At 71.1% G+C, this 19,181-nt stretch carries 17 protein-coding genes; 12 read left to right on the top strand and 5 right to left on the bottom strand.

The genetic code is table 11. From position 1 onward, the window contains the following. Nucleotides 1–70 precede the first annotated feature (70 nt). The 5 genes from VGC13_RS31630 to VGC13_RS31610 form a co-directional block, all read right to left on the bottom strand. Nucleotides 71–1,048, bottom strand: a complete 978-nt coding sequence (locus VGC13_RS31630) for a hypothetical protein (protein WP_331129351.1) — start codon at nucleotides 1,046–1,048, stop codon at nucleotides 71–73. 7 nt (nucleotides 1,049–1,055) lie between these two features. Next, nucleotides 1,056–3,572 carry a xanthine dehydrogenase family protein molybdopterin-binding subunit gene (locus VGC13_RS31625; protein ID WP_331129350.1) on the bottom strand — a complete coding sequence of 839 codons (2,517 nt, stop codon included), beginning with the start codon at nucleotides 3,570–3,572 and terminating at the stop codon, nucleotides 1,056–1,058. Next, on the bottom strand, nucleotides 3,569–4,069 hold the full coding sequence (locus VGC13_RS31620) for a (2Fe-2S)-binding protein (protein ID WP_331129349.1): 501 nt from the start codon (nucleotides 4,067–4,069) through the stop codon (nucleotides 3,569–3,571). Before VGC13_RS31620 ends, VGC13_RS31625 begins: the two co-directional genes overlap by 4 nt. Before the next feature lie 439 nt (nucleotides 4,070–4,508). After that, nucleotides 4,509–6,248: an ATP-binding protein gene (locus VGC13_RS31615; protein ID WP_331129348.1), complete on the bottom strand. Its 1,740-nt coding sequence runs from the start codon at nucleotides 6,246–6,248 to the stop codon at nucleotides 4,509–4,511. Nucleotides 6,249–6,540: 292 nt separating this feature from the next. Then, the gene (locus VGC13_RS31610; protein ID WP_331129347.1) at nucleotides 6,541–6,720 is read right to left on the bottom strand and encodes a hypothetical protein; all 180 of its coding nucleotides are present in this window, start codon (nucleotides 6,718–6,720) and stop codon (nucleotides 6,541–6,543) included. A 630-nt stretch (nucleotides 6,721–7,350) separates the two neighbouring features. On the opposite strand from VGC13_RS31610, the gene VGC13_RS31605 reads away from it, so the two are divergent. The 12 genes from VGC13_RS31605 to VGC13_RS31550 all read left to right on the top strand — a co-directional run bounded on the left by VGC13_RS31605 (nucleotide 7,351) and on the right by VGC13_RS31550 (nucleotide 18,813). Beyond that, complete coding sequence (locus VGC13_RS31605) at nucleotides 7,351–7,980, top strand: nucleotidyltransferase family protein (protein WP_331129346.1); 630 nt, start codon at nucleotides 7,351–7,353, stop codon at nucleotides 7,978–7,980. Continuing rightward, nucleotides 7,977–8,798, top strand: a complete 822-nt coding sequence (locus tag VGC13_RS31600; protein WP_331129345.1) for an XdhC/CoxI family protein — start codon at nucleotides 7,977–7,979, stop codon at nucleotides 8,796–8,798. The genes VGC13_RS31605 and VGC13_RS31600 overlap by 4 nt, the downstream gene beginning before the upstream one ends. Nucleotides 8,799–8,939: 141 nt before the next feature. Further along, nucleotides 8,940–9,989 (top strand): hypothetical protein, encoded by a 1,050-nt coding sequence (locus VGC13_RS31595; protein ID WP_331129344.1) that lies wholly within the window; start codon nucleotides 8,940–8,942, stop codon nucleotides 9,987–9,989. A 72-nt stretch (nucleotides 9,990–10,061) separates the two neighbouring features. Further along, the gene (locus VGC13_RS31590; RefSeq protein WP_331129343.1) at nucleotides 10,062–11,057 is read left to right on the top strand and encodes a hypothetical protein; all 996 of its coding nucleotides are present in this window, start codon (nucleotides 10,062–10,064) and stop codon (nucleotides 11,055–11,057) included. An 81-nt stretch (nucleotides 11,058–11,138) separates the two neighbouring features. Further along, complete coding sequence (locus tag VGC13_RS31585; protein WP_331129342.1) at nucleotides 11,139–12,227, top strand: hypothetical protein; 1,089 nt, start codon at nucleotides 11,139–11,141, stop codon at nucleotides 12,225–12,227. A 57-nt stretch (nucleotides 12,228–12,284) separates the two neighbouring features. Beyond that, on the top strand, nucleotides 12,285–13,271 hold the full coding sequence (locus VGC13_RS31580; protein WP_331129341.1) for a hypothetical protein: 987 nt from the start codon (nucleotides 12,285–12,287) through the stop codon (nucleotides 13,269–13,271). A gap of 65 nt (nucleotides 13,272–13,336) precedes the next feature. Continuing rightward, the gene (locus tag VGC13_RS31575; RefSeq protein ID WP_331129340.1) at nucleotides 13,337–14,353 is read left to right on the top strand and encodes a hypothetical protein; all 1,017 of its coding nucleotides are present in this window, start codon (nucleotides 13,337–13,339) and stop codon (nucleotides 14,351–14,353) included. A 2-nt stretch (nucleotides 14,354–14,355) separates the two neighbouring features. Next, complete coding sequence (locus VGC13_RS31570; RefSeq protein ID WP_331129339.1) at nucleotides 14,356–15,372, top strand: hypothetical protein; 1,017 nt, start codon at nucleotides 14,356–14,358, stop codon at nucleotides 15,370–15,372. Between the two features lie 121 nt (nucleotides 15,373–15,493). Further along, entirely contained in the window at nucleotides 15,494–16,585 is a 1,092-nt protein-coding gene (locus VGC13_RS31565) for a hypothetical protein (protein ID WP_331129338.1), read from the top strand. Between the two features lie 57 nt (nucleotides 16,586–16,642). Next, entirely contained in the window at nucleotides 16,643–17,671 is a 1,029-nt protein-coding gene (locus VGC13_RS31560) for a hypothetical protein (RefSeq protein WP_331129337.1), read from the top strand. Between the two features lie 228 nt (nucleotides 17,672–17,899). After that, nucleotides 17,900–18,217, top strand: coding sequence for an XdhC family protein (locus VGC13_RS31555; protein WP_331129336.1), 318 nt, complete (start codon nucleotides 17,900–17,902; stop codon nucleotides 18,215–18,217). A 230-nt stretch (nucleotides 18,218–18,447) separates the two neighbouring features. Beyond that, nucleotides 18,448–18,813, top strand: a complete 366-nt coding sequence (locus tag VGC13_RS31550; RefSeq protein WP_331129335.1) for a TraR/DksA family transcriptional regulator — start codon at nucleotides 18,448–18,450, stop codon at nucleotides 18,811–18,813. Nucleotides 18,814–19,181: the final 368 nt, after the last annotated feature.

Below are 19,181 nucleotides of genomic sequence, written 5' to 3'. Positions count from 1 at the left end.
ACACTCCGCACGCTCTAACCCCCCGCGTCGATAGGCCGGGTGAGGCGGCGCAGGCCGGTTCCGTCGGCATTCACCATCCAGAGTGAATGGCCACGGTTGTGGTGCGCGCAAAGACGATGCGGCGGCCGTCGGGCGACCAGAGAGGAGACTCGGGGATCCCGTTGGCCCGCGTCTCGAGGTTCCACGTCCGGCCGTACGCGTGGGCGAACACCGTCCGCTCGCCGCCGCCGTTCACGCGGATGATCCGCAACGAGACGCGTGGCCTGCGGGACGCATGGTCGTCGCCGATGAAGGCGATCCACCGCCCGTCCGCGCTCCAGGCCGGGTCGCTGCCGTGCGCGACCACCCGCTCCGCGCCGGTGGCCAGCTCCAGGTGGACGATGGTGTCGGCTTGCCCGCGGAGAAGGAGTGCGCGTCCGTCGGGCGACCACACCGGATCACGGTGTCCGGGGCGGCCGATGGGGCGCTCACCCGAGCCGGACGCGGCGAACAGGCGCATTCGCCCGTCTGGCGGCGCCACGCACCCGGGCGGCCGAACCTGCGGCGGTTCGCCTCCACCCCAACGCTTGCTGCACGTGCGGTAGCCGACGAACGCGCGCCCGTCCGGCGACACCGCCACCTCGGCCAGGTTCGTGACGCACGTACGGTAGAGCTGCGACCAGCGTCCCCGTTCCAGGTCCAGTGCCCGCAGATTCCCGCAATCGCCCCTGTCGTACTGTGGGACGGCGAACAGGCGGCGGGCATCGCTCGACAGGGTAAACGTGGTGTGCGCCACTCCGCCCGCCGTACCGCACCACGCGCGCCCGGTCAGCGCCGGACGCGGATTCCCCCGCCGCAGCGCGTACACCCCGGAGCCGCCGCACGCATACTCGCGCCAGTCGTAGCCGCCGGTCTCTTCCTGGTGGATGAAAAGCAGCTCGCCGCGCGCGTTCCAGCCGAGCGGGTGCACAGACGGCCGGTAGGTGGTGCCACCCGTCACGCACTGCCCCGCCCCCACAATCACCGTGGCGATCGCCAGAAAGCGGAGGCGGCGGCGCAGTCCGCGCATCGGTGCCTCAGTCCGCGGCGATGCGCTCGGGCTCGTGCTGGCGCGCGGCCTGGTCCTGCAGCGCACGCCACATGCGCGGCGGCGAGAAGGGAAGCGAGTCCATCCGCACCCCCACCGCGTCGTAGATGGCGTTGGCGATGGCGGGGATCGAGGGGTGCAGCGGGCCCTCGCCGGCCTCCTTGGCGCCGTACGGGCCCTCGGGGTCGATGCTTTCCACGATCAGCGACCGCAGCTCCGGCGTGTCCAGCGACGTGGGGATGCGGTAGTCCAGCAGCGACGGCGCGTTGTGCAGCCCGGCGCGGCCGTGGTCCGCGTCCTTGAAGATGTGCTGCTCCATCAGCGCCTCGGCGAAGCCCATGTACGCCGAGCCCTCCATCTGCCCCTCGACGATCATGGGGTTGAGCGCGCGTCCGCAGTCGTGCGCCACCCAGATGCTCTTCACCTCCACGAACCCCGTCTCGGCATCCACCTCGACCTCCGCCACGTGCGCGGTAAAGGAGTAGGCTGGCGACGCGCCGATGGTGCCGCCGCGGTACTCGCCGTGGACGTCGCGAGGCGTGTTGTACGACCCCACCGTGCCCAGCGTGCCGAACTTCGCCTCGGCCAGGTTGAACGCCTCGACGATGGTCATCGACCGCCCCGTGTCCTGCCCGTCCATGGCCCGGCCGCCGGCCAGCAGGACGCGGGCGGGCTTGATCTCCCACTCCTCGGCCACCGCCTCCTGCACCATCGCCTTGAGCTTGCGGGCCGCGTCCACGCAGGCGTTGCCCAGCATGAAGGTGACGCGCGACGAGTAGGCGCCCAGGTCCACCGGCGTAAAGTCCGTATCCGACGGCAGCACGCGCACGTAGTCCAGCGGCACCCCCAGCTCCTCGCAGACGATGTAGGCGACGAGCGAGGTCGAGCCCTGCCCGATGTCCGACGCGCCGGAGAAGACGGCCACGCGCCCGGAGCGGTCCACCTGCAGCTGCACGGCGGACTGCGGCATCCGGTTGGGATAGATGGGATAATTCGTCCCCGAGATGTAGCACGACCCCGCGACGCCCAGGCCGCGGCCGTACCCCAGCTTGCCGCGCCGCTCCTTCCACCCGCTGGCGCGCTCCACCGCGTCCAGGCACTCCATGAAGCCGTTGCTGGTGACGCGCAGCTCGTTCACCGTGCGCCGGAAGCTGCCCATGAAGTTGCGGCGCCGCAGCTCGATGGGGTCGATGTCGAGCCGCTGGGCCAGCTTGTCGAGCGTGACCTCGAAGGCAAAGCGCGGCTGAACGCTGCCGTGGCCGCGCTTGGGCCCGCACGCCGGCTTGTTGGTAAAGACGCGCGTGCTGTCGAAGCGGTACGCGGGAATCTCGTACGGCGCCGCCAGCAGCTGCCCGCTGTAGTACGTGGTCACCAGGCCGAACGACGAGTACGCGCCGCCGTCCAGCAGCGTCTTTGCGTCCACCGCCTTCAGCTTGCCGTCCGCGGTGGCGCCCACGCGGTACTTCATGTGGAACGGGTGGCGCCCGCGGTGGGCGTAGAACACCTCTTCGCGCGTGTAGAGGCACTTCACCGGCCGCCCCGTCTTCATCGCCAGCTTCGCGACGCAGAACTCCAGGTCGAACGGCTCGCTCTTGCCGCCAAAGCCGCCGCCCACGTGCGGCTGGACCACGCGCACCTTGGCCGCATCCAGCTCAAGCACCTTGGCCAGCTCGCGGTGCAGGTAGTGCGGCACCTGCGTGCTGGACCACACCGTCAGCCGCCCACCCGGCGCGCCGCCCGCTTCCCACATCCCGATGGCGCAGTGCGGCTCGATGGGGACGTGCGTGGTGCCTTCGAAGTAGTACTCGCCCTCGATCACTACGTCCGATTCCGCCAGCCCGCGCTCCACCTCGCCGAAGTCCAGCTTGACGATCTTGCTGATGTTGCCGTTGTGCCCGGCCTTCTTGGCCTCGTGGATCTGCACGTCGGTGCGGCGCGCGGCCTCGAAGGGGTCGAGGATCGCCTCCAGCACCTCGTACTCCACCTGGATCAGCTCCACGGCGCGGTTGGCCGTGTCCTCGTCCACGGCCGCCACCGCCGCCACCGCGTCGCCGATGTAGCGCGCCTTGTCGACCGCCAGCGCGTTCTCGTCCGGCGTCCAGACGATGATGCCGAAGGGGATGGGCATCTCGGCGCCGGTCACGACGGCGTGCACGCCCGGGAGCGCCAGCGCGGCGGAGGCGTCGATGGAGACGATGCGGGCGTGCGGATGCGGGGAGCGCAGGATCTTGGCGTGCAGCATCCCCGGCAGGGTCATGTCGTCGGTGTAGCGCGCGCGGCCGGTGCTCTTTTCCAGCCCGTCCGTCTTGCGCTGGCGGGTGCCGAGGACGTTCAGCGGCTTCGCCTTTTCCTCGCGGTCGCCGTACAGCTTTACCCGCTCGCCCACCGGCTCGCCGGCGTGCGATTCGGCGTGGTCCACGACGGGCGTGCCGCGCTCCGCGACTTCGGGCTCGTCCAGGGGAACGCCGCCGCGGGCGCTCTCGAACTCCTGCCGATCCGCGCTCATGCCGGCACCTCCGTCGTCTGGCGCATGCGCTCCGCCGCCAGCTCCACCGCGTCCAGGATCTTGGTGTAGCCGGTGCAGCGGCACAGGTTGCCGCTCAGCGCGTCCTTGATCTCGTCGCGGGTGGGGGCGGTGTTCTCTTCCAGCAGCGCCGCCGCGCTCATCAAAATCCCCGGCGTGCAGAACCCGCACTGCGCCGCGCCGCACACGTCGAAGGCGTCCTGCAGCGGGTGCGCCACGCCCACGGGCGTGCGGAGCCCCACCAGCCCCTCCACCGTGCGCACCTCGCGCCCCACCGCCTCGTAGACGGGGGTGATGCATGACAGCGTGGGAACGCCGTCCAGCCACACCGTGCACGCGCCGCAGTCGCCCTTGTCGCACCCCTGCTTGCTGCCGGTAAGCTGCACGGCGTAGCGCAGCGTCTCGAGCACGCTCCAGTGGGTGGGCACCGCGACCTCGTGGGTGTCGCCGTTTACGGTGAGGGTGAGAAGGTCCTTCATCGGGCCGCTGTGGGAGGGATGAACGGAGCGCCGCACCTGCCGGAAGTGCACGCGCCGCGCGGGTTTGACCAGCCTTGCAACTTAACCCGCGCCCTCCGGAGGGTCAACGGAGCGTCCGCCCCGTTTCGAACACGCGTTCGGTGCTGATGGGGTGCCTGCCGACGGAGCACGCCGGCACTCGCCAATCAGCTTGACAGTCGGCTTGCCAACAGCTCGACAGTTGGCAAGCAGTTGTCGAGCCAGCCTCGCTCGCTCCACGGAAGCACGGTTGAGCAGGTTGCCAGCCGCCGCTGGATGAAGTGCCACCGGGCGCTGATTGCGCTGATTGCACTGTGTAATCCAACGAGGCTGGCCGCTGCATCGGGGAAAGGCTCGCCAGCTTGCTCGACAGGCGCTTGCCAGTTGGCTTGACAGCAGCTTGCCAATTGGCAAGCCGCTGTCAAGCTGATTGATCAGCCGGCACTGCCGAGTACCGGTTCTCGGGCGAAGTCGGTGTGCGGGCGCTGGATTGCACGCGTCCAGCCCGCCGCAGACGCGAAAGCCAGTAGCGAACCCCGGAGGCGGACAGTCCGAGCTTCGCGGCGATCTGGCGCGCCGTCAGTGGCTCTGCGCCAAGCAGGTCTACGATCTCGTCGGCACGGTCTCTTCGCCGCCGCGGGCTGGTGCGCGGTTCCGCGTGATCGGCAACGGCGTAGGTCGACCATCTTCCCACCCCCGTCCGCTCCAGCAGGCCGCGGTCCATCATCTCGTTGAGCTCGCGGGTGGCTACGCGCGAGTCACTTCCGGTTACGCGGCAGTAGTCCCCGTTGGTCATGCTGCCGTTGTGCCGCACGAACGCGAGCGCCTGCCGCTGCGCTTCCGAGACGGGCTCGCCGCGTGCGAGCTCCTGCAGCCAGCGCAGTGTTGCTTCGTCGTACAGGGTGTGGTTCGGCAGCACCACCCGGAACCGGGTGAGGGGTACGTCGAACCGCGGCGGCGACATTCCCGCCCGGCGCAGCTGCTCGATCATAGCGGTGAGGCCTGTGCCGCGGTTTTCGCACAGGGGGCGAGTGTCGCCGGGCGGTGGCAGGTCTTCGAGCACCTTCATCAAGAACGCGTTGCGCGAAGACTGCACGCCGGGTTCACCCAGCTGGTCCGGCTGAATGGGCCCGAAGAGGCCCCCCGGGCTCTGGAACTCGATGCGGTCGGGGAACATGTGCACCTGCACCTGGCTGCCGCGCGCCTGGGCCGAAAGGTCGCGGTGCCCCAGCGCGTTTACCAGCGCTTCGCGCAGCACCATCTCGGGATATTCCCACAGGTCTTCGCGAAACAGCCCCTGGACGATGCCCCGGCGCTGCATGTTCCGCTTGATGACCCGAAGCGTTTCCACCACCATCACGGGTACCGGCCCCTCGACCTTTACGTTGTCGAGAAAGCGCTCGCCGTTGGGGCCGGGCTTGCCGGCATCGGTGCCGGGGTACCGCAGAAAGGTGACGCACAGGTTGGGGAATCGCTCCTGCGGGTACGGGGCGAAGCACGTCCATCCCTGCAGCGAGACGGCCAGCTTTCCGTCCGCGCCGGGCACCAGCACCTTCAGCGCGCGCAGCACCTGCTCGTCGGTCCAGCTCCGGTACGGGCCGCTCTCCCGCGCTCGCAGCCGGCGCAGCAGTCCCCCCAGCAGCTCGGGATCCAGGTCGTCCGGCGAGGTGCCCTCGACGGGCTCCACGTCGTGGCGGGGCTGGCCTCGCGCCTCGAACAGGGCCTGGACCTCGTAGGGAGTGAGCTTGCGGTCGCCGTCGCCCACGCGGATGAACGCTCCGTTGGGCAGCCCGGCGCCCTGGTAGTAGCATGGCTTTGCACTGGCGGGCAGCTCCGGAACCTCCGCCACCACGACCGCGGCGCCATCGATCTCGAACACCTGCAGCAGAGGGCGCAGTGGCGGCTCCATCTGGTCCGCCGCCACGGCTCCCAGGTCCGCCTGCACCTTTGCGGCGTCCGAAACGCCGGTCGGCGCAAAGCCCTGCTGCCCGTCCACGCCCAGAAGGAGCACGCCGCCGCCCGGCGTGTTCGCGAACGCCGAGAGGGTTTCCCATATGCGGCGCGGAATGCCGTCACGTGCGCGTTTGGCTTCTACGTTGGTCAGCTCGGTTCCCTGGCGCTGAAGCTGTTCCAGCAGATCCCGCAGCTCGTCAGACGTCATCCGCGTATGCCCTGGTGAACTTGCCAACCAAGCTTGCCAATAGCTAAGCAGTTGTCGAGCTAATTGTCAAGCCAGTTGTCGAGTCAGGGAAAACGCCCGGCCTGCCGCGGCTGATCGGCAGCGGGCGGGACGATCCTGGACGCGCTGTCGATCCGTGACCGTGGATCCGCGGCTCGTGAGCCGGGCTTGTTGGCAAGCCGCAGGCGTGTCGCCGCGCGGCTGAATGATGGCATCGAAAAGCGCCGCGGCGAATCATTCGCCGCGGCGCTTTCCCGCCGAGCATCTGCCGGGCCTAGCGGTCGCCCTTGTCGCCCTGGCCGGGGGCGGCCTTGGTCTTGGCGTGCTGGCGCCGGTCGGCGGCCAGCGAGCGGCCCACGTCTACCTGGTCCTTGGTAAAGCGGCCGTTCTCGTCGCGCCGGACGTAGCGCTTGTCGCCCGGGTTGGGCTCGATCAGCTCGCGCTTGCGTGCCATCTCATCCTCCGGAAAGGGTCGTGATCGTTGTAAACAGCATCCCTGGATCGGCTTCCATTTGCATGCTCCGCGCCGTGGCGCAAAACAAGGCCTCGGCCGGCTCAATGTCATTCTCCATCCCCCATGGGACGCGGGGAAGTTTCGACCGGCATCCGCGGGGCGCCCCCTCCGGGCTCGCATTACTCGCCCACCTCCCCCAAAACTGCTGGGGGAGGTTGGCGTGGGGCTGGGATCTAGGCTCGGCGAATCACGTCGAACTGGCGCCAGACGGGGCCCCCTCTCCCCCGGCCCCTCTCTCCCCGCGGAGCGGGAGAAAGGGGAGAATTCGATCGCGCTTCGGCCGGTCCACGACATTGGCCGCTTCCCTCAGCCAGCCACGTGGCAGGCACTCATCCATACCGACGAGCCGCCTGTCCGCGAAGGCGGACTTCGTGTGGTCGTTGCAGCGAATCCATTCGCCATCGCCTTTCCATCTCCAAACCTTTTACGCGGCTGAGTGCCGCTCATCCGCCGCAACGCATTTGACTCCAGACGGTTGACGGCGCGAACCGTTGGTGCCATACTCCATCCGCGGATGCTTCGTTCGAACGCTCGTACCTGCCCTGCGGCGACCCGCCGCGTCTTCTCCCGATGATTTGCGGAATCGTGCTGGCCGCCGGCCGCTCGCGCCGGATGGGCGAGCCCAAGGCCATGCTGTCCGCGGGAGACGAGACCTTCTTGCAGCGCGCCATACGCGCGCTTCAGGAAGGCGGCTGCGCGTACGTGGTGGTCGTCACCGGCCCGCCGGACGACGACACGGCGCGGCTGATCGCCAGGGACGCGGCGGGGATGGGTGCGGAGGTCGCCGTGAACCCGGCGGTGCAGTCGGAGCAGGCGGACTCGCTGCGGATCGGGCTGGCGGCGCTTCCCGGTGAGGCGGAGGCGGCCGTGGTCGCGCCGGTGGACGTTCCCGACGTCTCCGGCGCGCTCGTCCGTGCGGTGATCGACGCCTTCGTTCGCACCGGCGCCCCGGTGGCGCTTCCCGCGCGCGGCGGGCGCCACGGCCACCCGGTGCTCTTTGCCCGCCGCGTCTTTGCCGAGCTGATGCGGCCGGAGCTGCCGCAGGGCGCGCGCACCGTGGTCCACGCGCACGCGGCGGAGCTGGCGGAGGTGCCGGTGGACGCGCTTCCCACGGACCTCGACACGCCGGACGAGTACCGGCGCTGGCGCACCGCGCGTGACCGATCCACCGCACCCGATCCCGAATCCCGACGCGCGTGATTGAAAGACTGAGCCTGGCGGACGCCGTCCACCACGCCCGCGAGGCGCTGGAGGGCGGCGCCCCTGTCGTTGGGCTCACGGTGCTGGACTGCGACGATCCCGCCGTCCCCCCCGGCGCGCGGATGTGCGTGTGGGCCGAGCGCGCCGCCGGCACCCTGGGCCGCGCGAATCTCGACGAGGCCGCCGTCCGTATGGCTCAGGGCGTCCTGGCGGAGGACGGGCCGGCGGGGCCGCGGACGGTGGAGGCGGACGGAACGCGGTGCACGCTGTACGCCGAGCCGCACCGGGCGCCGCCGGAGCTGGTGATCGTGGGCGCGGGGCATGTGGCGCGGCCGCTCTGCCGCATCGGCGCCATGCTGGGCTTTCGGGTGACGGTGCTGGACGACCGTCCCGAGTTCGCCACCCGCGAGCGCTTTCCCGAGGCCGCCGAGGTGCGGCCGGCGCGCTTCGACGACCCGTTCCGCGGGCTGCGCATCACGGGGCGCACGTACCTGGTGCTGGTGACGCGCGGCCACAAGTACGACTTCGAGGCGCTGCGCGACGTCCTCCATCGACCGGAGCTGCCGGCGTACGTGGGGATGATCGGCAGCCGGCGGCGCACCCGGGCCGCGCTGGAGCAGCTGGCCCGCGACGGCATCGACGACGCGCGGCTGCGGGCCGTGCACGCGCCCATCGGGCTGGACGTGAACGCCGAGACGCCCGAGGAGATCGCGGTCGCCGTCTGCGCGGAGCTGGTGCTGGCGCGGCGCGGCGGCACGGGGCGCCCCCTGCGCGACGTGGAGCGTGTGGCGGAGCGCTGGATCAAGCCGGGGACCTAGTGCCACGTATCGAGTGCCGAGTGCCCGATTCGCACCCGGCGCATGCACCAGACACTCGATCCCAGGCACCAGGCACTCGGCACTTGATCTCGGCACTAGGCACTAGGCACTTGATCCTCGGCCCAGGCACTCACACATCCCATGTATCGCACGTGCATCTTCTGCTCCGGCGACCTGGGCGCCAACGAGGCGGTGGAGGCGTTCCCGGTGGGGCGCAGCATCGCCTTCGACGCGTGGAAGGGGCGGCTGTGGGCCGTCTGCCGGCGCTGCGGGCGGTGGAACCTGGCCCCGCTGGAAGAGCGCTGGGAGGCGGTTGAAGAGGCGGAAAAGCGCTTTCGCGACTCGCGGCTGCGGGTGCAGAGCGAGAACATCGGCCTGTGCAAGCTCCCTGACGGCACCCGGCTCATCCGCGTGGGCGACGCCATGGCCGGCGAGCTGGCCGCGTGGCGCTACGGCGACCAGCTGGTGCGGCGGCGCCGCCAGTACCTCATCGTGGGCGCGGCGACGGCGGCCGCGGGGCTGGCGGTGGTGGGCGGGGTGATGGCGCTGGGCGTGGGCGGCGGGTTGGGCGGGTTCTGGAGCATCTTTGCCCAGGGGTGGGAGGAGCGGCAGTCGCGCAAGGTCATCCACCGCGTCCCCGCCCTTCTTTCGCCCAGCGGGCAGCCGCTGGACATCCGCCGCTGGCACGTGCAGGGCGCGCGGCTGGAGCAGGCGGACGGCGGCGAGATCGCCCTGCGCATCCCGGACGTGGACCGCGAAAAGCGCAAGACGGACGGCTGGGGGCGGGCGAAGTACGGCGCGGGGACGGAGCTCATGCTTCCCGGCGAGCAGGCGCGGCTGGTGCTGAGCCGGGCGATGGTCACGGTGAACATGAAGGGCGCCTCGCGCGACCGGGTGAGCGACGCCGTGCGCCTGATCGAGCACGCGCGCTCCGCCGACGAGTACCTGCGGCAGGCGGCGGCGCGCGGGGGCGTGCTGGGCAAGCGCCCGGGGATGGAGAAGCAGCAGCTTACGCCCGTGGGCGCGCTGGCGCTGGAGATGGCGCTGCACGACGAGTCGGAGCGCCGCGCCATGCAGGGCGAGCTGGGCGCGCTGGAGGCCGCGTGGCGCCAGGCGGAGGAGATCGCCGAGATCGCGGACTCGCTGCCGGACGTTCCCGCGCCCGAGCCGCCGCGGCTGGTGAGCGGGTGAAGGGGTGAACGGGTGAACGGGTGAAGGGACGCGAGCGACGCAATCGTTCAGCCCTCTGATCATCGATCGCACATGTACCGCAGCTGCATCTTCTGCTCGGCCGCGCTGGGATCCAACGACTCGATCGAGCGCTTTCCCGTGGGGCGCAGCCTGGCGTTCGACGGGGAGAAGGGGCGGCTGTGGGCGGTCTGCGACCGGTGTACGCGGTGGAACCTGGCGCCGATCGAGGAGCGCTGGGAGGCCAACGAAGAGGCCGAGCGCCTGTTTCGCGACGCGCGCCTGCGGGTGCAGAGCGAGAACGTGGGGCTGGCAAAGCTGCCGGACGGCACGCGGCTCATCCGCGTGGGCAGGGCGCTCCCCGGCGAGCTGGCGGCGTGGCGCTACGGAAGCCAGTTCCTGAGCCGCCGCCGCGAGCGGCTGGCGATGGACGCGCTGGCGCTGCTCGTCGGCATTCCCTTCCTGGGCCTTCCCGTGCCGGGGATCGACCGGATCGTGGACGCAGTGCGGTTCGGGTGGAAGGACCGGGGGCGGATGCGCGAGCACCGGGTGCCGGCCAGCCTGTCGCCCACCGGGCGCCCGCTGGTGCTGCCCCTGGGGGCCGTGCAGGACGGGCACCTGGACCGCGGCGAGGACGGCGCGCTGCTGTTCCGGGTACGGCTGCACGATCCGGTGCGCTGGGACGCCTGCGCCGAGTTCCGGGACGATGCCGCGCGCTCCGTGCTGGCCCGCGCGCTCCCCAAGCTGAACCGCGACGGCGCCAGCAAGGGCGAGGTGAAGGCGGCGGTAGAGGTGCTGGCCGAAGCCCCGTCCGCGGAGGCGTACATCCGCACCGTCGCCAGGAACCGCGGGATGCTGGGCGGGCCCAGGGCGCAGGGGACGAAGAAGCTGACCCCCACCGGCCTGCGCGCGCTGGAGATGGCGCTGCACGAGGAGCAGGAGCGCCGGGCGATGGACGGCGAGCTGGCCGCCCTGGAGGCCATGTGGCGGCAGGCGGAGGAGATCGCCGCCATCGCCGACGCGCTGCCGGACCTGCCCGCGCCCGAGCCGCCGCGGTTGGTGAACGGGTGAAGGGGTGATGGGGTGAACGGGTGAACGGGTGATGGGACGTGCTCGACGCGATCGTTCGGCCCTCTGATCATCGTACTGTCTATGTACGGCAGCTGCATCTTCTGCTCTGCGGCGCTGGGATCGAACGAGTCGATCGAGCGCTTTCCCGTGGGGCGCAGCCTGGCGTTCGACGCGGCGAAGGGGCGGCTGTGGGCCGTCTGCCCCAAGTGCGCGCGGTGGAACCTGGCGCCCATCGAGGAGCGCTGGGAGGCCATCGAAGACGCCGAGCGGCTGTTTCGCGGCACTCGCACGAGGGTGCAGAGTGAGAACATCGGCTTGGCGAAGCTGCGGGACGGCACCCGGCTGGTGCGCGTGGGAGAGGCGCTGGCGGGCGAGCTGGCGGCATGGCGCTACGGACGCCAGCTGGTGAAGCGCAAGCGCCGGGCGCTGTGGTACGGGCCCGCGGTGGCGGCGGGAGGGCTCGTCGTATATGTGGGCGCTGGCCTCGCTTTCCCGGTGATCGGGATGGTGGGTTCGTCGGTCCTCTTCGAGGTCTACAAGCACCTGGTGGAGGCCGCGCCCGGCAAACGCGTGGTGGGACGGGTGGATGCGGAGGTCGAGGGCGTACGCACCACGGCGCGCCTGCGGGCTGCGCACATGAAGGGCGCGTGGCTCAGCGACCCCGACGACGGGTGCGGGATCGCGTTGAACGTGCACCAGGACGTACAGGTGCCCCATCCACGCCTCCGGGGCCACACACTCGACGTAAGCCTCGTATTGCGCGGCGACACCGCGCTGGGAGTCCTGGGCCGCGGGATGGTACAGGTCAACGCGCGTGGCGCCTCGCCGGGCGAGGTGCGAATGGCGCTCCAGCGGATGCAGAGGGTGGGCAGTCCTGGGGAGTTCGTCCGCGAGTTCGCCCGCCAGGAGCTGATGCTGACCGGAGAGGCCACGCGGCAACCCGGGCAGGCCCCGCGCCGCAAGTTCGGGCGCTCCCAGGCCCCGGGGGGTGACCGGATGCTCGCGCTGGCGCTGGAGATGGCGCTGCATGAAGACACGGAGCGGCGCGTGCTGGAGGGTGAGCTGGCCATGTTGGAAGGGATGTGGCGCGACGCCGAAGCTATCGCCGGCATCGCCGACCGGCTGCCGGACGTGCCCGCGCCGGAGCCGCCGCGGTTGGTGAAGGGGTGAAGGGGTGATGGGACGCGCTCGACGCGATCGTCCGGCCTTCTGATCATCGTACCGCTTATGTACGGCAGCTGCATCTTCTGCTCGGCGGCGCTGGGATCGAACGAGTCGATCGAGCGCTTTCCCGTGGGGCGCAGCTTGGCGTTCGACGCGGCGCGGGGGCGGCTGTGGGCCGTCTGCCCGAAGTGCGCGCGGTGGAACCTGGCGCCGATCGAGGAGCGCTGGGAGGCCATCGAGGACGCCGAGCGCCTGTTCCGCGACACGCGCCTGCGGGCGCAGAGCGAGAACGTGGGTGTGGCGAAGCTGCTGGACGGGACACGGCTGGTCCGCGTGGGCCAGGCACTCCCCCGCGAGCTGGCGGCGTGGCGCTACGGGCGTGGGCTCATGCGGCGGCACCAGTTGCGGCACCGCTGGCGGATGACGCTGGACACGCTGGGATTCTGGCTTCCCGGCGCCGACCGCCTGGTGGCGTGGGTGGCGGAGGCGATGCGCTCCGGTCCGGACCGCGCGCGGCTGCGCGAGCAGTGGGTCCCCGCCAGCTTGTCGCCCACGGGCGCGCCGCTCGTGCTGCCGCGGCCCGTGCTGGAGGGCACGCGGTTCTCCGAGGCCGGCGACGGCACGCTGCTGGTGCGGGTTCCGCTACCCGGGACGGGCGCTGCGCGCGCGTTCGCCGAGTTCCGCGGCCAGGCTGCCCGGACGGTGCTCGCCCGCGCCATGCCCATTCTGAACCACGACGGCGCCGACTCGTGGGAGATGAAGGTCGCGGTGGGGCTGGTGCTGCAGGCCCCCTCGGCCGAGGCGTACATCCGCACCCTGGCGCAGCGCGGCGGACTGCTGGGCGGCCCCCTGGCGCCGCCGGAGCGACTCACCGGTGCCGCACTGCGCGCGCTGGAGATGGCGCTGAACGAAGAGACGGAGCGGCGCGCGCTCGATGGCGAGCTGGCGATGCTGGAGGCGATGTGGCGCGAGGCGGAGGAGATCGCCGCCATCGCCGACCGGCTGCCGGACGTGCCCGCGCCCCAGCCGCCGCGGTTGGTGAAGGGGTGAAGGGGTGAAGGGGTGATGGGACGCGCTCGACGCCATCGTTCTGCCCTCTGATCATCGAACCGTTTATGTACCGCAGCTGCATCTTCTGCTCGGCCGCGCTGGGATCGAACGAATCCATCGAGCGCTTTCCCGTGGGGCGCACCCTGGCGTTCGATGCGGCGAAGGGGCGGCTGTGGGCTGTCTGCCCGAAGTGCGCGCGGTGGAACCTGGCGCCCATCGAAGAGCGCTGGGAGGCGGTGGAGGACGCCGAGCGGCTGTTTTGCGACACCCGCCTGCGCGTGCAGAACGAGAACGTGGGCCTGGCGAAGCTGCGTGACGGGACGCGGCTGGTTCGCGTGGGGCAGGCGCTGCCGCGCGAGCTGGCGGTATGGCGCTACGGCCGAAAGCTGCTGCGCCGGCGCGCGATGCACGCTGCCGTGGTGGGGGTGGCGGCGGGGGTGCCCGTGGCCGCCATCGCGTCGGTTGCCACGGGCTTCGTGGCGGGGGCGGCGACGTTCCTGCTCCTTTCCAATGCCCTGCTGCTGGTAGCGGAGTCACGCCCGCGGCTGCAGTCGCGCTCGCTTCTGCCGTACTCGGGTCTGGACGTGGACGCGGCCGATCTGGCACGGGCCCGCTTCGCGTTCACCTTCGGGGGTGAGGTAAGCGTGGAGCTGAAGGTGCAGCCCGGCGATCACCTCCTCGGCCTGGGCGCCGGGAACGACGAACTGCTGGTGCTGGACGCGGAGCACGGGCGGGCGTTGCTGCGCCGGGGGATGGTGGCCCTGAACGCCAGCGGAGCGGCGCCTGGCCAGGTGGAGAGCGCGGTGAATCTGCTCACCGCCAGCGGGTCTGCCGACAGGTTTCTGCGCCGTGCCGCCGCCGACCGCGTGCTGATCCAGGATCCCGCGCTGGACGGCCGGCTGCGGAAGGTGCACATGCTGGCCATGGAGATGGCGGTGCACGACGAGCTGGAGCGTGACGCCATGCAGGGTGAGCTGGCCGCCCTGGAGGCGGCGTGGCGCCAGGCGGAGGAGATCGCCGGGATCGCCGACGCGCTGCCGGACATGGACCCGGAGCCGCCCCGGCTGGGTGCGGCGAGCTGACGATGTACGGCAGCTGCATCTTCTGCTCGGCGGCGCTGGGATCGAACGAATCCATCGAGCGCTTTCCCGTGGGGCGCACCCTGGCGTTCGATGCGGCGAAGGGGCGGCTGTGGGCCGTCTGCCCCAAGTGCGCGCGATGGAACCTGGCGCCTATCGAAGAGCGCTGGGAGGCGGTGGAGGACGCCGAGCGCATCTTCCGCGACACGCGCCTGCGCGCGCAGAGCGAGAACATCGGACTGGCGAAGCTGCGGGATGGGACGCGGCTGATCCGCATCGGCCAGGCGCTTCCGGGCGAGCTGGCGGTGTGGCGGTACGGAAGCGAGCTGGGCCGGCGGCGGCGCAGGTTCATGCTGACCACCGCGGGCCTGATGATCGCCACGGCCGGTGTCACGGGTTCTGCCCTGATCGCCTTCGGCACCGTTGCCCCGCTCATCCAGGCCGGGTTGAGCTGGCGCAGCCACCTGGCCGGCGGGCAGATGCATCGGTTCAAGCCCGGCAAGCTGCTCCCGGGCCAGGACGTGCGGCTGACCACGCGTGACTTTCGCGCGGCACGGCTTTCATCGACGCCGCAGGGCCTGGAGCTGGTGGTCTCCATGCACGTGATGCAGCACGATGGAGTGGGAATCGACTGGGTTCCCAACGAGCGGCGGTTCGTTGGGCCGGACGCTGAATCCGTGCTGTGGCGCGCGATGATTCACGTCAACGGCAGCGGAGCCAGGCGAGCGCAGGTCGACGAGGCGGTGGACCTGCTGGAGGCGGACGGCACGGCGTCCGGCTATCTCCAGCGCGTCGCCGGGCGCCGCGAGCCCCTGATGGACCCGGAGCTCCCCGCCCGGATGCGCCGGGCGCGGTCGCTGGCCCTGGAGATGGCGCTGCACGATGAGACGGAGCGGCGGGCGCTCGAAGGCGAGTTGGCGATGCTCGAGGCGATGTGGCGCGATGCGGAGCAGATCGCTGACATCGCCGACCGCTTGCCGGACGTTCCCGCGCCCGAGCCGCCGCGGTTGGTGAAGGGGTGAAGGGGTGAAGGGGTGAAGGGGTGAAGGGGTGAAGGGGTGATGGGGTGATGGGGTGATGGGGTGATGGGGTGATGGGACGCGCTCCACGCCATCGTCCGGCCTTCTGATCATCGTACCGTTTATGTACGGCAGCTGCATCTTCTGCTCGGCGGCGCTGGGATCGAACGAGTCGATCGAACGCTTTCCCGTGGGGCGCAGCCTGGCCTTCGACGCGGCGAAGGGGCGGCTGTGGGCCGTCTGCCCGAAGTGCGCGCGGTGGAACCTGGCGCCGATCGAGGAGCGCTGGGAGGCCATCGAGGACGCCGAGCGCCTGTTCCGCGACACGCGCCTGCGGGCGCAGAGCGAGAACGTGGGGCTGGCGAAGCTGGCGGATGGGACGCGGCTCATCCGCGTGGGCCAGGCGCTGCCGGGAGAGATGGCGGCGTGGCGCTACGGGGAGCAGCTGGCGCGGCGGCAGCGGCGGGCGCTGTGGTACGGCGGCGTGGCGGCGGCGGCCGGGATCGGCATCCTGGCCGCGGGGGTCGCGGCGACCTCCATCGGCTTCGTGGGCGGGGTCAACCTGTACAACGGCTACCGATACCTGGCCCGCCGCGCCCGGGGCCTGCGCCCGGTGGGGCGGGTGGAGGCCGAGGTGGGCGGCGTGCAAACGCAGGTGCGGCTGCGCGGCGAGGACGTGACCGGGGCCTGGCTCAGCGATCCGGACGACGGGCTGGGGATCGCGCTCAACTTTCCGCGCGCCGTGGACGTGCCCGATCCGCGCCGCGCCGGCCAGGTCCGCAAGGTTCCCCTGGTGCTGCGGGGCGATGCCGCCCTCCCCGTCATGGGCCGCGCGATGGTGCACGTCAACGCGAGCGGCGCGTCGGCCGCGGGGGTGCAGATGGCGCTGCGGCGCATGCAGCTGGCGGGGTCTCCCGAAGAGTTCGTGCGCACGGTGGCGCGGCGCCGGCTGCTGCTGACGGGGGGCGATACCAGGGGCGCGCCGCTGGACACCAAGTTCGACGCCATGTTCGATCCTGAGGACGAGCCGCGGTCGGACTGGGCGGTCGCGCTGGCGCTGGAGATGGCGCTGCACGAAGAGACGGAGCGGCGGGCGCTGCAGGGCGAGCTGGCGATGCTGGAATCGATGTGGCGCGAGGCGGAAGAGATCGCCTCCATCGCCGACCGGCTTCCCGACCTTCCCGCGCCCGAGCCGCCGCGGTTGGTGAAGGGGTGAAGGGGTGATGGGGTGCGCTCCACGCCATCGTTCAGCCCTCTGAGTATCGTACCGTCCATGTATCGCAGCTGCATCTTCTGCACGGCCGGCCTGGGATCCAATGATTCCATCGAGCGCTTTCCCGTGGGGCGCAGCCTGGCGTTCGACGCGGCCAAGGGGCGGCTGTGGGCGGTGTGCCCGGGGTGCGCGCGATGGAACCTGGCGCCGCTGGAGGAGCGCTGGGAGGCCATCGAGGAGGCCGAGCGCCTGTTTCGCGACACGCGCCTGCGGGCGCAGCGCGAGAACATCGGCGTGGCGAAGCTGCGGGACGGGACGCGGCTGGTGCGCATTGGGCGGGCGCTGGCCGCCGAGCGGGCGGTGTGGCGCTACGGCGGCCAGTCCGGCGCCCCCCGGTGGCTGCGCGGGGTGCGGGACGCCGCGGCGGACGCGGCGCGGGGGGCGGTCCGGGCCGTACCGGGATTCGGCCTCTTCGACGAGGTGTTCAGCGGCTCCGCCCGGTCCATCCGCGGCAGGCGGGTGATGCACCGGCTGGGCGCGGATGGGCTCCTCATCCGCCGCTGGCACCTGGAGACGGCTACCCTGGCCCCCGACGGACGGGGCGGCGTGGAGCTGCAGTTTCCGTACGGGCTGGATGCGCATCCGGAGGGCGAGGCGGTGCGGCGCATTCGCCGCGCGCCCGTTACGCTGGTGGTGGGGGGGCGGGAAGCGGACGTGCTGCTGGCCAAGGCCGTGACGCTGGTGAACCGCGCGCACACCCGGCGCCCGCAGGTGCTGGAGGCGGTGGGGCTGCTGGAGGGGTTCCCTTCGCCCGCGGAGTTCGTGGGCTGGGTGGCGGGGGAGCGGCTTCCGCTCAGCCGCGGCGGGTTCGTGCGGCTGGACCGCGTGGACGACACCGCCGTGCTGAACCACCGCGGTGCGCTGGCGCTGGAGATGGCCGTGCACGAGGAGCAGGAGCGCCGCGCCCTGGACGGCGAGCTGGCCATGCTCGCCGCGATGTGGCGCGATGCGGAAGAGGTCGCCGCCATCGCCGATCGCCTGCCCGACGTGCCGCCGCCGGAGCCGCCGCGCATTGTGCGGACGGGGTGAGCAGGGGCCGCCGGTGAGCCGAGGCCGCCCGGGACGGGGTTGCCGTCCGGCACGGCCGGCATCATTCGTTCAGTGATTTGACATAAGACGATGTGCCGCATCCGCATCCCCGCCCGGCGGTGGAACGGGGCGGATCGGTGTGGCGGCGATGGAACAGATGTCGCGGGAAGAACGGGCGGATCGCGGTGATCCGCGCCGCCGTCTCGCCGGACTGACGGAAGAGGCTGGATGAGCGAAGACCTGGCGGTGTTTGCGGCGGCGGAGCAGGCGGCGCGCGAGGGAAGGCCGGCGGTGCTGGCGACCATCGTGCGCTCGCGCGGCTCCACGCCGCGGGGAATCGGCAGCAAGATGCTGGTGGATCCCGAGCGGGGGCTTACCGGCACGGTGGGCGGCGGGTGCGGCGAGGCCGAGGTCATCGAGGCCGCCGCCGACGTGATCGCCACCGGCCGGCCGCGGCTGCTGCGCATTGACCTTACGGAAGACCTTTTTTCGTGGAGCCCCGCCGTGTGCGGCGGGGTGTTCGACGTGTTCCTGGAGCGCGTGTGACGCGCGCCCGCATCCATCGTCCCCTTTCCGTCGCATGACCGCCGCCGCCGCACGCACCCCTGGCCGGGTGTGCACCTGGAGCACGCGCCCCCTGGGGCAGCTGGCCCGCCCGTAGCACGAAAATCCGCTTTTCACCCGACGATTCGGACCCTGGCCGGACGCAGCGTGTTGCGCCGGCCCCGCTTCGCGAGCAAAACCCCACAGAACTCCGTTAACGGAAGGACCAACGCATGACCACCGCAGTGCAGCAGCCGCTCGCGTCCGAGCAGCGGGACATGATCCGGGACGAGCTCCTGCGCAGCCTCACCAGGCTGGAGCGCAGCATGAAGGCCAACGGGCTCGCCGTGCGTCCGCGCGACCTGGAGCAGGACACCGTGGGCCGGCTGTCGCGCGTCGAGGCGCTGCAGAGCCAGGGGCTCACCAAGACGCTGGCCGCGCGCGAGCAGGCGCAGCTGGAGCAGATCGTGGCCGCGCTGCGCCGCCTGGAAGAGGGCACGTACGGCTCCTGCAACTGCTGCGGCGGCGCCATTCCCATGGAGCGGCTGATGATCTATCCCGAGACGCTGTCGTGCAGCGTCTGCGCCTGCCGCGCGTAAAGCAGGGAATAGGGAACAGGGAATAGGGAATAGCCTGCGAACGGATCGCGGGCTCCTCTACCCTCCCGGTGCCCATCGATCGATCAGCCTGTTTTCCAATCGATACTGACGGAGCCTGCCCGCGAACGCCCTCACGGCCTTCGCGGGCCGTCGGCGTTCGGTAAAACACAAGCGGCCGCGGGCGTCCTGTTCTTTTGCCCGCTATTCCCTATTCCCTATTCCCTGTTCCCTATTCCCTAACCCGGCGTAGCCGGAACCAAACACGAGTTGGGCTTGACATGGCAGAGTTTCGTTGCATGGTGTTTACCCTGTTCACCTGCTCGCGAAAACTGCCATGCTCATCGACCGCTACGCAGCTCGTATCCTCG

The sequence above is a fragment of the Longimicrobium sp. genome, assembly GCF_036399255.1.
Classification (GTDB): domain Bacteria; phylum Gemmatimonadota; class Gemmatimonadetes; order Longimicrobiales; family Longimicrobiaceae; genus Longimicrobium.
This window is presented reverse-complemented; position numbering and strand designations above follow the sequence as displayed.

Excerpts from the sequence above, each read along its gene's own strand:
- VGC13_RS31610 (WP_331129347.1), bottom strand. The coding sequence starts at position 6,720 with ATGGCACGCAAGCGCGAGCTGATCGAGCCCAACCCGGGCGACAAGCGC.
- VGC13_RS31615 (WP_331129348.1), bottom strand. The coding sequence starts at position 6,248 with ATGACGTCTGACGAGCTGCGGGATCTGCTGGAACAGCTTCAGCGCCAG.
- VGC13_RS31565 (WP_331129338.1), top strand. The coding sequence starts at position 15,494 with ATGTACGGCAGCTGCATCTTCTGCTCGGCGGCGCTGGGATCGAACGAG.
- VGC13_RS31585 (WP_331129342.1), top strand. The coding sequence starts at position 11,139 with ATGTACGGCAGCTGCATCTTCTGCTCTGCGGCGCTGGGATCGAACGAG.
- VGC13_RS31630 (WP_331129351.1), bottom strand. The coding sequence starts at position 1,048 with ATGCGCGGACTGCGCCGCCGCCTCCGCTTTCTGGCGATCGCCACGGTG.
- VGC13_RS31575 (WP_331129340.1), top strand. The coding sequence starts at position 13,337 with ATGTACCGCAGCTGCATCTTCTGCTCGGCCGCGCTGGGATCGAACGAA.
- VGC13_RS31605 (WP_331129346.1), top strand. The coding sequence starts at position 7,351 with ATGATTTGCGGAATCGTGCTGGCCGCCGGCCGCTCGCGCCGGATGGGC.
- VGC13_RS31550 (WP_331129335.1), top strand. The coding sequence starts at position 18,448 with ATGACCACCGCAGTGCAGCAGCCGCTCGCGTCCGAGCAGCGGGACATG.
- VGC13_RS31580 (WP_331129341.1), top strand. The coding sequence starts at position 12,285 with ATGTACGGCAGCTGCATCTTCTGCTCGGCGGCGCTGGGATCGAACGAG.
- VGC13_RS31620 (WP_331129349.1), bottom strand. The coding sequence starts at position 4,069 with ATGAAGGACCTTCTCACCCTCACCGTAAACGGCGACACCCACGAGGTC.
- VGC13_RS31570 (WP_331129339.1), top strand. The coding sequence starts at position 14,356 with ATGTACGGCAGCTGCATCTTCTGCTCGGCGGCGCTGGGATCGAACGAA.
- VGC13_RS31590 (WP_331129343.1), top strand. The coding sequence starts at position 10,062 with ATGTACCGCAGCTGCATCTTCTGCTCGGCCGCGCTGGGATCCAACGAC.
- VGC13_RS31625 (WP_331129350.1), bottom strand. The coding sequence starts at position 3,572 with ATGAGCGCGGATCGGCAGGAGTTCGAGAGCGCCCGCGGCGGCGTTCCC.
- VGC13_RS31595 (WP_331129344.1), top strand. The coding sequence starts at position 8,940 with ATGTATCGCACGTGCATCTTCTGCTCCGGCGACCTGGGCGCCAACGAG.
- VGC13_RS31555 (WP_331129336.1), top strand. The coding sequence starts at position 17,900 with ATGAGCGAAGACCTGGCGGTGTTTGCGGCGGCGGAGCAGGCGGCGCGC.
- VGC13_RS31560 (WP_331129337.1), top strand. The coding sequence starts at position 16,643 with ATGTATCGCAGCTGCATCTTCTGCACGGCCGGCCTGGGATCCAATGAT.